This is a genomic window from Psychrobacter sp. 1U1 (assembly GCF_051847535.1).
GTDB lineage: Bacteria > Pseudomonadota > Gammaproteobacteria > Pseudomonadales > Moraxellaceae > Psychrobacter > Psychrobacter saeujeotis.
The window spans coordinates 356,514-371,565 of sequence record NZ_JBPYDD010000002.1 but is presented as its reverse complement, the minus strand read 5'-3'; the positions used below and the strand labels follow the sequence as shown (position 1 = coordinate 371,565).

Genomic DNA, 15,052 nt, shown 5'->3' with positions numbered 1-15,052 from the left:
CAAATGTGAAAACCTCAAGTATTGGTTTACTTGGGGTTTTTTTGTCTGATGGCTTGTTGAGCATAGTGCATGATTAAATAAATATTTTTGCAGCTTGAAACTATGCTGTTAATATTAGCTAAATAACCACTTTGCATAACGGTTGCCAGTGGATAAGGCTTAGCATTATCTATCATTTTCTATTATAAAATGGACAAGACATGGAATATAACCATATACCTAGACAGTCGTTAGGATTTTTCCCAACACCATTAATTGAGCTCAAAAGATTGAGTAAAAAACTTGATGGCCCTAAGATTTTTATGAAAAGAGATGACAATACGGGGCTAGCATTGGGTGGTAATAAAACCCGTAAGCTTGAGTTTATCATCGGTGATGCGCTGGCCAAAGGCACTGATACCATCATTACGGCGGGTGCTGCGCAATCCAATCATTGTCGCCAAACGGCAGCTGCTGCGGCAAGCTTGGGTCTTGAATGTCATTTAGTATTAGGCGGAGAGGAGCCTGAGCAAGTCAGTGGCAATCTATTATTGGATAAAATATTTGGTTGTCATATTCATTGGGCAGGAGCCAACCGCAAAGGTGAAGACATTCCTCAAATCGTTGAGCAATTAACCAAAGCGGATAAAAACGTTTATGTGGTGCCTTATGGTGGCTCAAGCGAGCTCGGTGCTCTAGCATTTGTAGAAGCTTTTAAAGAGCTAGAGTTGCAGCGTGAAAGTATAAACGAGACATTCACTCATATCGTCTTTGCATCCAGCTCTGGTGGCACACAAGCAGGCTTAATGCTTGGAAACAAGATTTTTAACTCGCCCTATCAGATAGTAGGCATCAACATTGATAAGGGCGAAACCGATAAAGTGCCGTTTGATCAATATACTGTCGCACTTGCTAACAGTACAGCAAAACTCATCAATGCAGATTATAAGTTTTCAGAGTCCGATTTGATGCTTAATTCTGATTATGTTGGCGAGGGTTATGGGGTGGTTGGCAAACTCGAAAATGAAGCTATTGAGATGATGGCGCAAACAGAAGGAATATTGTTAGATCCGGTTTATACGGGTCGTGCGATGGGTGGTCTCATAGACATGATTCGTACGGGCCAAATCAAGAAAACGGATCGTGTTTTGTTTTGGCATACGGGCGGTGCGCCTGCTTTATTTGCCTACTCAAGTGATTTGGATGTCACTCAGAAACGCTAACATGAGTGACGTTTAAAACATCCAAAAAAAGAGCTACCCAAGATTATGCTTATAATCTTGGGTAGCTTATTTCTTATGCAAACACTTTTTTATTTACTATAATCGATACTAAATAAAATGGATACGTTATTTAATAACGCAAAACTGGTATGAATTTTACTTACTTACTGTAGCTAGCAGATAGATGCTGCGAAAAACTCATACCAGTCGCCCTATATCTTGTTATCGTTACCTTTTTATTTACGATAGCTGTTCGCGATCATGCGGCGTATTAAAGTCAAGATAAGGACCGATAGGTACGATACCAGTTGGGTTGATGTTGGCATGACTGGTGTAATAATGGGCCTTAATATGATTCATATTGACGGTCTCAGCTATACCTGGCACTTGGTATAAATCTCGCAGGTAACCCCAAAGGTTAGGGTAATCAACGATACGGCGCAGGTTACATTTAAAATGACCGACGTACACGGCATCGAAACGCACTAGGGTAGTAAACAAACGCCAATCGGCCTCGGTAATGGTATTACCAACCAAATGACGCTGATTCTCTAAGCGCTTTTCTAATACATCTAACGCATCAAATAGCGTATTCACAGCTTCTTCGTAAGCTGCTTGCGTGGTTGCAAAGCCGGATTTATAAACCCCATTATTGACAGCAGAATATACAAATGCATTAATCTCATCAATCTCTGCTAATAGCTCTGACGGTATAAAATTACCTGGTAGCGCACCAACCTCATCAAAGGCTGAATTGAACATGCGAATGATTTCAGATGACTCATTGCTAACGATAGTGTTGGTTTTTTTGTCCCATAAAATAGGGACAGTGACGCGCCCTGTATAGTCTGATTTTGCTCTAGTGTATATCTCATAAGCGTAGTTAGCATGTGAGATAGGGTCGGCAATGACACCCGCACCTTCTCTAAATGTCCAGCCGTGATCACCCATATAAGGATGAACGACCGATAGCGAAATCATATCTTCCAAACCTTTAAGTTTACGATAAATAGTCGTACGATGCGCCCAAGGGCATGCTAGAGATACATACAGATGATAGCGATTAGGCTCAGCCTTAAAGCCACCTGCACCTGTTGGTCCTGCGCTACCGTCTTTGGTAACCCAGTTTCTAAAGCCTGACTCTTCGCGTTTAAAATGGCCGCCACTAGCGTCGGTATCGTACCATTGGTCCTGCCATTTACCATCGACTAATAAGCCCATACCGATCTCCTGTCTATTTTGATTTTAGTATTGATTTTCAATTTAAGTTTGAATTAAAAACGACGATAACTAATATTGACAAAGATAGGTGATCGTTCAGCTTGAGTATTTATTAAAAAGGGTATGCAAAGAGGTGCTATCTTCTTATAATTTTGTAGTTATCACCAAGCGTTTATCTCGTTCGTAATCAATCCTACCGTTATATAGTCATTATAGTTTATGGGCTATAGACAGATAAACAGCAATAATCACAAATGAAAGTTCTTGTTTAAAGAACAATGATAAACCAGGTTAGGATGTATTGGGCATTAACGACAAACCAGCCGTAAAAAATAGCGAAGCAGTAAGCTTTTATTTTTCACCCCAAAAGTTACCGTTCGCTATGTCTTGTACAATGCTTATTATTGAAACTTGGACAGTACCAAAATCCAGTCAGTGTTACTATTTAGCTGTGACTTACTTGAGTATCATAATCAATCAGTCGCTCTGGTTCAGACGACTCACTAAGAATACGATTACCAACGACACCAGAAGTAATTGAGCCACTAACATTGACTAAAGTACGCATCATATCGATTAATGGTTCAATAGATATCAACAAACCAGCGAGCTCTAGCGGCATCCCCAAGGTTGATAACACGATAATAGCTGCAAATGTCGCTCCGCCACCAACTCCTGCAACACCAAAAGAGGCAATCATAGAGACGCCAATGACGGAAGCTATAAATCCTATCGACCAAGGGTTAAGTCCCATAGTCGGTGCAATCATCACAGCCAGCATGGCAGGATAAACGCCAGCACAACCATTTTGACCAATGGTCGCGCCAAACGATGCTGAAAAATTCGCAATAGGTTTAGCAATACCAAGCTTATTAATTTGCACATCAATATTTAAAGGAATAGACGCTGCTGAACTACGTGAGGTAAAAGCAAATGTAAGTACAGGCGCAATTTTTCTAAAGTGTTTGATGGGTGAGCGCCCGGTTAATAAAATGATAAGTGCATGCATAATCAATACAATGAATAGGGCAACGTAGGAGGCAAGGAGGAATTTTGCTAATTGCCAAACTGCACTGGCATCGGTAGTGACAATGACTTTAATCATTAAGGCAAAAACGCCATAAGGAGTCAAACGGATAATAAAACGTACCAGTGCCATCACCCAACTTTGCAATATGCCGATACCGCGAATGATTACCGCACCTTTTTCAGGTTCTTTTGCATTAACCGTTAAAGCGGCTATCCCTAATAAACTGGCAATGACCACAGCAGATATCATCGAAGTGCTTTGTAAGCCTGCAAATGTCGCGCCGATACTAGTGGGAATGAAGCTTAAAATTAATCCTGGAATGGTCAGATCAGAGACTTGAGTGCTGCTCTCAACCATGCTTTGTCCACGCTCAATTTCTGCTTGACCAGCAACAATAGAGCTGGCATCAAGATTGAATAAATTGGCAATAATCGCGCCGTCTAAAGCAGCAAGCCCTGTCGTAATTAGTAAGGTGCCAATAATCCAGAAGCTCATAGAGCCAATCATGGACGCTTTTTCTAAACGAGCGATGGCTGCCAAGATTGAAATGAATACCAAGGGCATTGCAATCATCTTCAGCAAATTGACATAGCCATTTCCGACAATGTTTACCCAGGGTAAAAAATTACTGGTATCAATATTAAGCGCTGAAAGCGCCAAACCAAAACCTACGCCGACAAATAAACCTAGGAAAACACTACGACTTAACGAATCACTCTGACGGTGATAACGCCACAAGCCATATAGTAATGCGACAAAAACAGCCACTAGTAACAATAACTGCATTACAAACTCCTAAGAAATCAAAAAATGAATAACAAAGGAGTGATTATCCTGATTTTTGGAATAAGGTCTAACACCGAGTTATCATGTAGTTATTCCATTTAGGAATAAACGGTAGGGCTAATTGGACTCTTAAAAAACTTAGTTATTAGTCGTGCACATCGATAAGTAAAACTGCCGATAAACAATCGTATCAATAATGGAAGTCAGACTTTATTTATTAAGAGCATAAGCTTGTAGGTGGTATTAGTACGCTAGTATGATTTAATTAGTATTCGCTCTGTGCTCATAGGGCTTGGCGTCATTAAAAGGTGTATCTTTGGGTGAGAAGCCAAAGTGTTGTTTGTAAATACGTGAAAAGTAGCTTTGATCGGTAAAACCAACTTGATAAGCAACCTCAGCAACAGAGCTATAATTGGCTTTGGTTAATAGTTTGTTTGCAGCCAGTAACCTGGTCAGTTTGACCCATCCTGAAAACGAGTAAGGTAGGTCTTGAAACAACAGATGAATATAACGTTCAGAGATATGACAAGATTGTGAGACCAGTTTAGGAGAAATCTGAGGATTGGCTAAGTTAAAATGTATAAAGTCTTCGATCCGTTGTAGATGCGCGGCTTTGATCGTTGAGTTTTGACTATCTGCTAGAGATAAGGTGGGTCGATGTAGAGTATGTATGATTAAGTCTAATAGTTGTTGCTCGAGAAACTGAGACTCTGTAGAGGATAATGTAAAGTTAGTGGCAAGGTGCAGAGCATGATTGATTTGATGATTAAGTAGTCTGCCCGAGCCTTGTTCAGTAGTAATGGCCTGAGCAAAATACTGCTCTATTAAACGCTGATGGTTTTCTAGTCTGGCTATCGGTACTTTTAAGACTTGTAGCTTTACCGTTTCGGTATGATAAAATTGATAAGGTTGGTGAGATAGCTCAATAAAGAACTGACCAGGGTGACAAGTTAATAACCGTTTTTGTTGTTCAAAGCACACTGAGCCATTCAGTGGAAACGTAAGCAAAATACTATCGCAAGCCTTGGATACATCCTGTCCACTACGTTGATAATGTACAGAATCCGCGATATAGCCTGAGACACCCATTTGGGTTAGGATGGCTTGTTGAAGTTGACCTGTGAACTGGTTGGGGTTTTTAACTTGTACCTTTAAGTCAAAATAGGTATCACTAATTGCGTTTTGCCAGCCATCAGCATTTAGTAAAGGCTTGATTGGTTTTTGAGTGCTACTGGTGTTATCTATATGCTCATAGAGTTTTTTGCTTATGCCTTGACTATGTTCCATTTGCATTCATCCTTAAATGCTAGGTAATAAGTTTACAGCTCTTTATTCTCTCCACTTGGTTTTCAGATTTATCTTAACAAAAACGATAAATACCCTTCTCCCATAAAGAGAGAAAGGCTGAAATAGTTATGACTATTATATCCACATTATTGAATTTTGCTCAACTTGTATGTTCCAGATTGATGCAAATCAGCTTGCCAATTAGGTTTAACCACAATAGTTGTGGTTGGCTCTTCAATCAAAGCTGGACCGGTAACAACCGCTCCTGCACCCAGTTTATTGCCATCATAAATAGGGGTTTGCATCCATTGATAAGTATGGTCATGTATCATCTTGCGCTCATCCACTTTAGCGCTCTCCACCGATCCAACTTGAGTATCTAGGGTAGGTAGCTCAGGTTTGTTGACTTTCCCAATGATTGAAACTTCTACATTGACAAGCTCTACAGCACTGTCTCGTTCATCATAAGTATACAATTCTTTATGACGCTTGTGGAAGGCTTGTAGGATATCTTCGGCTGCATTACTATCTATGTTGCCGTTTGGCACGATGACATTGCATTCATGGACTTGTCCAACGTAGCGCATCTCCATAGCGCGTTCAATTTCTATATCTTCGTCACTAAATCCATCTTCTTTAAGCTTTGCAATACCGTCTTGCTCAAGCCTTGTAAGGGTATCGTTTAATGTTTCTAGCTCAGCATCTGCAGACATAATCATAATTTGAGTGGCTAGATACGAGTATTTGACATCAGAGATGATTTGTCCAAAAGCGCATAGGCAAGAGGCTGACTTAGGTACAAGTATTGTATTGATACCCATCTCCTCTGCTAGTGAGATAATATGCATACCCGCAGCACCGCCAGCACAAACTAAAGCGAAGTCGCGAGGGTCATAGCCTTTTTCGATAGTAATACGGCGAATACCATTGGCCATGTTTTGATTGACAATCGTACTAATACCATAAGCTGCATGAGGTAAATCGATATCTAAAGGCTTGGCAATATGCTCATCGATAGCAGCCTTTGCTTTATCTTCATCTAAAGTGACAATCCCGCCTAGTACGGCACCAGACTGCAAATATCCCAATACTAAGTTTGCATCGGTGACCGTCGGTAGTGTGCCACCTTTACCATAACACGCAGGTCCTGGGGTCGCGCCTGCACTTTGTGGTCCGACCTCTAACATGCCAAAGTTATTGATATGACCAATAGAGCCACCGCCAGCACCTAGGGTTTCGACATGAATCATAGGTACACCAATGCGATTGCGCAAAAAGTCAATATCGCGATTTAGACTGGTTTTGCCATCTTTTGCTAGTGTAATATCGAACGAGGTACCACCCATATCGACAGTAATTACGTTATTAATACCGAAAGGTTCAGCGATATACAATCCCGCTTGCGGGGCAGAGGCAGGCCCTGAGTTGATCGCGTTAACCGCACGCTCTTTCATGACTTCACCCAATGCAAGCCCGCCATTAGATTGGAAGTAACGTACTGGTTGATCAGCGCCAAGTTGTTTGAAGTAATCATCTATCTTATATACGTAAGATGACATAATCGGACTGAGATAGGCATTAACTAGGGTCGTTGAGGTACGCGTATATTCTTTAATCTGCGGATAGACCTCACTACCGCAGCACACAAATACATCTGGCATATGCTGCTGTATCAGCTCTTTTGCTCGTTGCTCATGTTTGGTATCGCGTATTGACCATACAAAAGAGATGGCCACGCTTTTAACGTTTTGGCGTTTTAGCTCTTCTATGGCTGCTAAAATATCGTCTTCATTGAGCTCTTCACGCTCTGTCCCATCGGCAAGTATTCGACCGCGAATAGGGAAGCGCAAATCCCGCGGCGCTATTTGCGGTGCTGGCGGGTAGCTTGCATCGTAGCGGTGGCCTTCTTCTTTATGGCCCAGACGAATCTCAATGCTGTCTTCATGACCTTCCGTACAGAGTAGTCCTACTTTTACCCCTTTCATTTGAATCAGAGCATTTAGGGCAACGGTGGTACCATTAATACATAAGTCGCAGGCTTGGATGATCTCGGTAATTGGGCGATTGAATTTTTCGGAAATCTGTTGCAGCCCGTTAGCAATCGCTTTAGTACCGTCCTCTGGGGTAGAGGGGGCCTTAAATAGATGTATATCACCCCCGTTTTCAGCCAACACAAAATCTGTAAAAGTACCACCAGCATCTACGCCTAAACGAAATTCATAACTCATAATTCATCCTTAAACTTTTCTATTTTATATGTAGAGTCAGTACATCCCTGTACCAACTATGCCGCCTCTGCCCGTAATGCTTGAGTCGCTTTTTCATCTAGTTGCATGGTTTTGCTATCAATGACGACACCGTATTCTTTTGCAGCGGCAGTCACAGAGACAATCCCTTCGATGACGTCACGTAGCACCGCTTCAGGCTCACGCTCAAAAGAGCGACCAAAGCCGCCGCCACCAGGATTGGTATTCCGCGCGCGCTCTCCTGACTTAATCTCAATTACCGTATTGTGAAGATGAGTATCGGTGGTGCCACCTTCACGGAACACTTCTAATTTTCCTAACTTGAGCTCTGGAGAGATTTGCTCAGCACCGCCTGCACCCATCGTTGGGATATGACGCCCTTCACCAAAAGCAACAACGGTCATGGTGTGATCGAGGGGTTCTACCTCCCAAACTGTACCGCAGCCGCCGCGCAAGCGTCCTGCGCCACCACTATCTTCTGCCAGTCCATACTTATGGACGACGATAGGATATTGATATTCTAATAACTCGATATCACCTGAGCTTAACGCACCAAAGCAGCACAAAGGCCCGCAAGCATGCCAACCATCCATTTGCTGAGTGGCGCCTGCGCCTGAGATAATAGAGGCGAGTACCATGGTGACATATTGCTCACCCGTTTTTGGATCAATGCCGGCGATGTTGACTCCTGACGAATGTCCCCATGATGCCGTTACGCGCTCAGGCGCTGCGTCCTCTAACGCCTTACGAACTGCATCTGTCAGCGTCTCCATCGGTGTGGTGGTACAGTTGACGTGAGGCGCTGGCTCTTTGGCATTACATAGCGTGCCATGTTCACCTAAATCAACGGTGACGCAGCGATACAGACCTTCGTTATAAGGAGGGTCCACTTGCGCGAACATCATGAGGCCAAGCAAGACGCCTGACATCGAGTTGCCAGCATAAGAGTTAATAAAATAAGGGACTTGTGGCGGGCTATCTATCTTGATGTGTACATCGCTACCTTTGATAGTGATGTCTGCACTGATAGTCAAATCGCCAAGACCATGCCCTGAATCTTCCAGAACGGCCTCGCCATGATACTCACCATCATTCAGCGATTCGATGAGCGAGCGCATATGCTTATCAGCCATGTTTTTCAGCTCTTCGATCGCTGCACGAACCGTCTCTACGCCATATTTGTCTAGCAACGCAATCATGTTGCGCTCACCAACCGCGCAAGCACCGTACTGGGCATTCAAATCGCCTTCCTGATTGCGACGTGAGCGCATATTGCTATGAATTAGGTTGATAACGTCATCACGTCTAACGCCTTTTTCCCATATTTTAATCGGTGGAATGCGCAAGCCTTCGGCATAAATCTCTTTGGCATCTGGGTTATATCCAGCAGGTACAGGGCCGCCAATATCGGTGACATGACCTTTGCATACCGTCCAAAATACCAGCTCACCGTCATAAAATACAGGCTTATACATACAGCAATCTAAAATATGACTGCCCATAACGACAGGGTCATTATGATAAATAATGTCGCCTTCATGAATGTCGTCACCATAAAATCCTGCCACCGCTTTCATGGCTGGCATCAATGAGCCTAAATGGATAGGGATATCTTGACCTTGCAGTATCATCTCAGGTAGATGATCAAACAGCGCATTACTATAATCATGCGCTAAGTTAAACACACTAGAGCGTGCTGTTTTTTCTAAGGTAAGTGTCATCTCGCGCTGCGCGGTTTCTAATGCGCCGCGGACAACGGATAAAGTGATAGGATCGAGGGCCTTGGTTGAAGCGGTGGTCGAGGTGTTTTTAGCTTGATTCATGATTCACTCCTTGTAATCTTATTATCGCACTGGCTTTACTATAACAATGCTAACCACAAATAAATGGATTGAGCAGGCACAGTATTTGACTGTCAGTGCACTTTTTATCTCATTTATTTAGCCAGTCGTTGTTTTTGGTGAGAGTTGTAAAACGTGTTGCTGAGTTTTGGGCATCAATATCGCGTACAGGACAGTCGCTGTAATAAAGGTCAAGGTCGCATACCAATTGACCCAGCTGCCGCCCAGATTCATAAGCACGATTCCGACGATTGAGGCTGCTATCCAAGCGACCAATCCTGACTTATCAAATGCTGGCAAGCGCTGCGGATCAATGATGGGAACCGCGCCAAAGATGTCTTTTCGTTTAGGATAAAGAATATGGGTGAGGGCAATCGCCACCCAAGCCACCACAAATACACCTTGATAGGCAAGCGCTTGTAACAGATAAGCAAATACATCGAGTAGCATCAGAACGAAAATAAAAGTACCAATTAATAAAGCGCCAACAAATTTTGGAATTTGAATATTGATGGTATCTTTGAGGAATGCTTGCAGATTGGTTGTCGCCAATAAGTAGTTGGCAGTATTAATACGAGTTTGTGTAACGACGACAAAGATAAGACCGAACACACCCATCAATTTTACCAGTCCTAAAGTGATGGACACCTCGGATAATGCGCCTTCTAAGGGGATAGTGCTCACTAAATAAATCCCCGCCAGTCCGCTCAAGAAAAAAGCGACTAGATAGAAGGGGATGCCGAAATTAAACCAAGATAAGAATTTGCTGTCTTCTTGCTTGCCATAACGCGCATAATCAAAGGTATACATCATCAATACCCATATGCCCATGTAATATACGGCAACGTTCCACCAGCCAAAAGGCAGTGCTTCTTCAGGCCCTAAAGACAGCCAAGCACTACTATAACCATACTCATTGGTCGCCATGACGACCGCCGCAATGAGCCCGATAATGTAAAACGGCAAGAGCACACCATTTAGTTTGTCCAGCCAGTTTTGGACACTGCCCATAATCATAGGCACACTATAAGCCACCACGATTAAAGCGGCGATCCAGTAAGGAACAGAAGGGTAAGTTTGGCTAAAGGTGACGGCAATGACAGAGCCTTCAAATACCGCGTAATACATCGCCGTGGCAAAAAATATCAGTGTCGCTAAAGCTGCGCCTTTATGACCGAATAATACGCGAGAAAACAAGGCCACTGACATGCCTGTGCGAATGGCATAGCGAGTGATGATTCCATTTATGATTCCGTAAGCGCCGCAGCTTATCAATAAGCCGATAATCGCATTCTTAGTCCCATAGTTCTCTGCCATTGCAATACCAATGACCAGATAGAACATGGCGCTACAGACGCCCCACCATGCCATGGTTAAGGAACCTTTGGTGGCTCGGTCTGCATTTGATACCAACTCTTGGTTAGGATCAGAAGGGGTAGCAGAATTATCCTGGCCCTTATTCTTTGGTTGTATTACACCTGCCATATCACACTCCTTATGATAGTCTATTGGTTGTACCGTCGTCGTAATCGTCTATCGGCTAAACATAATTAGCAAAGACTTCTGTTTCGTTGACAGTAGCCACACCATGTTTTTTACGTCCTGTAAAATGGTGTTATTCCTACAATATCTCTATAACTAAAAAGATAAATGTAGTCATTTAACTATAGACAATACTTTAAGAAATAAAATGACTGGAGATGCAGTATTTTTGATTGAGGGTGCAGGTTTGTTAGAATTTTTCGGTTGGTGGTTTGGGTGGACTTTGAGAGATTGGTTTATGATTGCCAAATCAAATTTGTGTTACCTATTAAAAGAGTAAAGTGTGCTTAATAAACGTTACTGCACTGATCTAGTTGTTATCCGCTGAGCTATCGATGATAGTGAAGGGCATTTGCTATGATTATTGGTCTATTGTTCTTTAACGATGATCTGTAACTGCGATTACGTCTTAATCAATTATTAAAGTTTTAAGCATACTGAAGTTACATTCTTCAGTTGGATGTGTATTGCGATTAATACCCCAAAGTTCAAACAATTTACCTTCATAACGAATATATGTATGCAGCGTTTCACCATCACTTAATACGTCATTATTCTCAACTTTTACTAAGTACTGTTGATAGAGTTGCTCTAGTATTTCTGTCGCTTTTCCATGGTCATCAATGACTAAATTGATAGCTTCAGTCATGCCGAACTTTTCCTGATTAAGTAATTGATGTCCGTACTTATTTCTTTTACGGTAATCTATTGGACTATAATATATTTTTTGTATTTTTTCTGGATTAAGACCATCGCTGTTAATAGATATTTTACTATTAATATCATTTAGATCAAACCTAAGTTTATAATGATTCGTAAAATATCCTTTACTTTCTAATAAAGAGGCCTCTAGTTTTTCAATGAATAGGTCTTTGAGTATTATATCAATAGGTTCATCTCTTAATACTCCTGTATCAAGAGCAGTCTTTTTCAAAACTAAAAAAGGATCTACTGATTGTTCATAACAAACTACTGGCTTATCATCTGTTTTAGATTTCTTTTCCATTTTTTTTTGAGTGTCTAAGCTCGTGCATCCTACAAGTAACGCTGAAATAGCTATAAGAATATTTTTTATATTTTTCATTGAGTAAACCTTTTACAGAATATTTATAGTCATATTCAAGCGTCAGAAGAGTTCATACTTCTGTCACTACGTAATATATCCCATTGCCATTTGAAAAGTGCCCACATATTTGGACAGTATGGATTATTTACATCTTCTTCTTTCTGCTCAGGACCCCATTTCTTATCATAGTCCATTAAATTGTCAGTATAGCCTCTATAAAAAAATGCTTATCGGAAAATATTTCATCAAAGCTATGTGGTAGACTAAAACTATGACCTACTTCGTGAACCAAAGAATATAAGTCTTCATTACCTTTATTAAATAATGCAATTGTATCGCCATAAAATACAGAAGGGTATTCCTCTGAGCCAATTACCTTACCATCTGCTCTTCCGTATACAATGCCATCCTCCTCCTTAACTATATAGTCTGTAAAAATTATAAAAGTAGTCTTAGGTTTCTTACTAACACTCAGTTTTTGGAATTTTTCATCTCCAACTGAACGGTCAGTTAGATTAAATAGCTGACATAGTGCCATTATATCTTCTAATAGTGCTTTAGACTGACTACCGTAAACCATATCTTCTGGCTTGTAGTCTGCTAAAAAATTTTTAATCGCATTGTTTTTTATAACTTCAATATCTGAAATTGTATGTGCTTTAGATTTTATTTTGTAAAGATTATGCAAATCAGCGATATTAATATGCTTTTCATTATTTACCTGTGTTTTTATCAAGGCCTGATTAAATGAACGTGCTTCAAGGAATTCTTTATAGTTTTCTGGTGTAGGTACTGGGTTTTGTCCGGCAGTAGTGCAGAAGTTTATCGTTTGGATTTCTGCTTTTTTAATATCACTATTAGGATAGAGCATAAGCAGTCCTACATGACGTTTTTTATTACCTTTTATGGCAACAACCTTGACATAACCTGCTTTGTTATAAACATCAGTTGCCTTTATATTAATTGTGACTGCTTCATCTTTGTAGTAGTAGACAGTTTTCGTTTTTAGACTTGAGTCAGTAGCAGTAAGGATTCTTGGAGAAAGCGATTTTTTACTAATAACATCTCCTAAATCTATTTGTGTTGGTGTTACAACCACACCAAAGCTAGTCTCAAATTTTAATACTGTTCCATCAATGGTTAAATCAGTGATATCGTCACCTATCTCTTGATCGATTTGTAAATGTAAGCTAACGCCATCTCTATTGATTGGGTTGGAAGTTGGGAATACAGAAAGCCAAGCAGGGATATAAGTTTCTTTATTTTCTGTTACGATTTCATCAACTTCTTCTAAGTTGTTTGCATCACTAGATTTTAAACGAGTATATTCTTTTATTAAGCTATTAATATTACCTCGATACAATCTTTTCTTAACATCTCCTTTTTCAAATACATTTTCAATATCATATACATACTCATCCCTTAACCAGTCAAAGCCGTAAGAGCCATCATAACCAGATTTTATAGGCCGGCGGAAATGAACTAAGAACTTTCTGAGTTCAGGTCCTGTTACTTTTACAACTTGATTGTTAGTACCGGTTTTCAGCTTTCTAGTTGTTGTTTTAGGTTCATTTACTGCCATAGTTATGTTTCTCAATATTTAATCAATCATTAAAAGTGCTTCGCAAATTAAACAATCAATTACTATCAGCTCAAGTTACACGAGCTAAAGTTCAAACCCCAAGATAATAACCAGTAGGTGTGCCAGAATATGTTTGTATATAATCCAGGGACATCGTTGCTTAATATTTAGATTGTTGTCATAGATAAACGAAGATTTACAGTTCTACTTAAAAGTTATCTTTCTTACCCTCAGTCTGCCATTTAAGATCAAGACGAACGTCAATCTCATCCTCATTATCAGAATGGAAGCGAGCAGACCAACCATTTTCATCGGTAGTGCCCTTAAAATTTTCACCAGTTGTCTTGTTCACTGCCGTATAAGGCGTATTAGCATAAGGTACTTCGTCATCATCAACAAACTGATACGCTAAATTATAAACCCCATCCATTAGCGTTTTTGCATAAGGTATCAAACTCGGCAACACCCCAAGCCTCAAACCATCCATTCCACCCCCAGCCTTACCATGCTTACCGCCTTTCTCGACCACCTCTTTTGCCGCAATCGTAATATCAGCACCATCAAGGGTGATACTCGCACCTCCCGCCATGATCGTAATCTTATTCGTCGTCACCACTTCAACCTCTTTGGTTGAAGAGGCGATGTTCACATCTTGCTTGGCCGTTGCTTCAAGTTTGCCAGTATGGGCGGAGAGGGTGATATTGTCTTTCGCGTTGGTCATAACAAATTGACCATCGGCTATGATATTCAATGACTCACTACTGATTTGGTTATGTGTCTCACCACTACTGATCATCATATCTGCTTGCGTAGTGCTGATCATCTCTCCCATAGAGCGTTGGATAAGGGTATCGCTACTCACATAGCTGCTATCTGCTGCGCTATCGATCAGGGTGAATGGCGTCTGTTGGTGGGTCTTAGTTTGTTGTTCTTTAGCGATCGTCTCAAGCTGGGTTTTAATCGCTTTGTGATTGTTAACCTGACGGCCTAAGCCTGTTGCTAACTGCGTAAGGCGCTCCGCCAAGTGCTGACCGCCAAGAGCCGTTTGGGTCAAAGTAGGGGTATGATGTTGGTAATTGTGCTGTCCTGCCTGCGCATGGGTTTGTGGCTGGGTTGACAGCACCATCGCTTCGTTTGATTTAATGTTTATTTGCGCGTTGGTTGTCGCATTGATACCTTGGCGTTTGCTGCGCTTTGCTGAGTTAATCACGCCCATCTTGATATGAGCACTCACTTGTCCGTCTTTAAC

Annotated in this window: 10 protein-coding genes; 1 reads left to right on the top strand and 9 read right to left on the bottom strand. The window is 41.3% G+C overall.

The genetic code is table 11. The annotated features are described in order from the left end of the window. Positions 1-200: 200 nt before the first annotated feature. Positions 201-1,202: a D-cysteine desulfhydrase family protein gene (locus ACS8FB_RS03850; protein ID WP_439261089.1), complete on the top strand. Its 1,002-nt coding sequence runs from the start codon at positions 201-203 to the stop codon at positions 1,200-1,202. Positions 1,203-1,442: 240 nt separating this feature from the next. Here the strand turns inward: ACS8FB_RS03850 and ACS8FB_RS03845 are convergent, their stop codons facing one another. The 9 genes from ACS8FB_RS03845 to ACS8FB_RS03805 form a co-directional block, all read right to left on the bottom strand. Beyond that, the gene (locus ACS8FB_RS03845; RefSeq protein WP_439261088.1) at positions 1,443-2,423 is read right to left on the bottom strand and encodes a glutathione S-transferase family protein; all 981 of its coding nucleotides are present in this window, start codon (positions 2,421-2,423) and stop codon (positions 1,443-1,445) included. 445 nt (positions 2,424-2,868) lie between these two features. Beyond that, positions 2,869-4,239, bottom strand: a complete 1,371-nt coding sequence (locus ACS8FB_RS03840) for a cation:dicarboxylate symporter family transporter (protein ID WP_439261087.1) — start codon at positions 4,237-4,239, stop codon at positions 2,869-2,871. A 261-nt stretch (positions 4,240-4,500) separates the two neighbouring features. Continuing rightward, positions 4,501-5,526: an AraC-like ligand-binding domain-containing protein gene (locus ACS8FB_RS03835; RefSeq protein WP_439261086.1), complete on the bottom strand. Its 1,026-nt coding sequence runs from the start codon at positions 5,524-5,526 to the stop codon at positions 4,501-4,503. 146 nt (positions 5,527-5,672) lie between these two features. Next, entirely contained in the window at positions 5,673-7,754 is a 2,082-nt protein-coding gene (gene capA, locus ACS8FB_RS03830; protein WP_439261085.1) for a caprolactamase subunit alpha, read from the bottom strand. A 56-nt stretch (positions 7,755-7,810) separates the two neighbouring features. Beyond that, positions 7,811-9,595 (bottom strand): caprolactamase subunit beta, encoded by a 1,785-nt coding sequence (gene capB / locus ACS8FB_RS03825; RefSeq protein WP_439261084.1) that lies wholly within the window; start codon positions 9,593-9,595, stop codon positions 7,811-7,813. A 117-nt stretch (positions 9,596-9,712) separates the two neighbouring features. Next, positions 9,713-11,098: a purine-cytosine permease family protein gene (locus ACS8FB_RS03820; RefSeq protein ID WP_439261083.1), complete on the bottom strand. Its 1,386-nt coding sequence runs from the start codon at positions 11,096-11,098 to the stop codon at positions 9,713-9,715. Between the two features lie 466 nt (positions 11,099-11,564). Next, the gene (locus ACS8FB_RS03815) at positions 11,565-12,239 is read right to left on the bottom strand and encodes a hypothetical protein (RefSeq protein WP_439261082.1); all 675 of its coding nucleotides are present in this window, start codon (positions 12,237-12,239) and stop codon (positions 11,565-11,567) included. A gap of 175 nt (positions 12,240-12,414) precedes the next feature. Continuing rightward, positions 12,415-13,803 (bottom strand): hypothetical protein, encoded by a 1,389-nt coding sequence (locus ACS8FB_RS03810; protein ID WP_439261081.1) that lies wholly within the window; start codon positions 13,801-13,803, stop codon positions 12,415-12,417. A gap of 208 nt (positions 13,804-14,011) precedes the next feature. Further along, the gene (locus ACS8FB_RS03805) at positions 14,012-15,037 is read right to left on the bottom strand and encodes a DUF2345 domain-containing protein (RefSeq protein WP_439261080.1); all 1,026 of its coding nucleotides are present in this window, start codon (positions 15,035-15,037) and stop codon (positions 14,012-14,014) included. Positions 15,038-15,052 lie beyond the last annotated feature (15 nt).

Excerpts from the sequence above, each read along its gene's own strand:
- ACS8FB_RS03850 (WP_439261089.1), top strand. The coding sequence starts at position 201 with ATGGAATATAACCATATACCTAGACAGTCGTTAGGATTTTTCCCAACA.
- ACS8FB_RS03845 (WP_439261088.1), bottom strand. The coding sequence starts at position 2,423 with ATGGGCTTATTAGTCGATGGTAAATGGCAGGACCAATGGTACGATACC.
- ACS8FB_RS03840 (WP_439261087.1), bottom strand. The coding sequence starts at position 4,239 with ATGCAGTTATTGTTACTAGTGGCTGTTTTTGTCGCATTACTATATGGC.
- ACS8FB_RS03835 (WP_439261086.1), bottom strand. The coding sequence starts at position 5,526 with ATGGAACATAGTCAAGGCATAAGCAAAAAACTCTATGAGCATATAGAT.
- capA (WP_439261085.1), bottom strand. The coding sequence starts at position 7,754 with ATGAGTTATGAATTTCGTTTAGGCGTAGATGCTGGTGGTACTTTTACA.
- capB (WP_439261084.1), bottom strand. The coding sequence starts at position 9,595 with ATGAATCAAGCTAAAAACACCTCGACCACCGCTTCAACCAAGGCCCTC.
- ACS8FB_RS03820 (WP_439261083.1), bottom strand. The coding sequence starts at position 11,098 with ATGGCAGGTGTAATACAACCAAAGAATAAGGGCCAGGATAATTCTGCT.
- ACS8FB_RS03815 (WP_439261082.1), bottom strand. The coding sequence starts at position 12,239 with ATGAAAAATATAAAAAATATTCTTATAGCTATTTCAGCGTTACTTGTA.
- ACS8FB_RS03810 (WP_439261081.1), bottom strand. The coding sequence starts at position 13,803 with ATGGCAGTAAATGAACCTAAAACAACAACTAGAAAGCTGAAAACCGGT.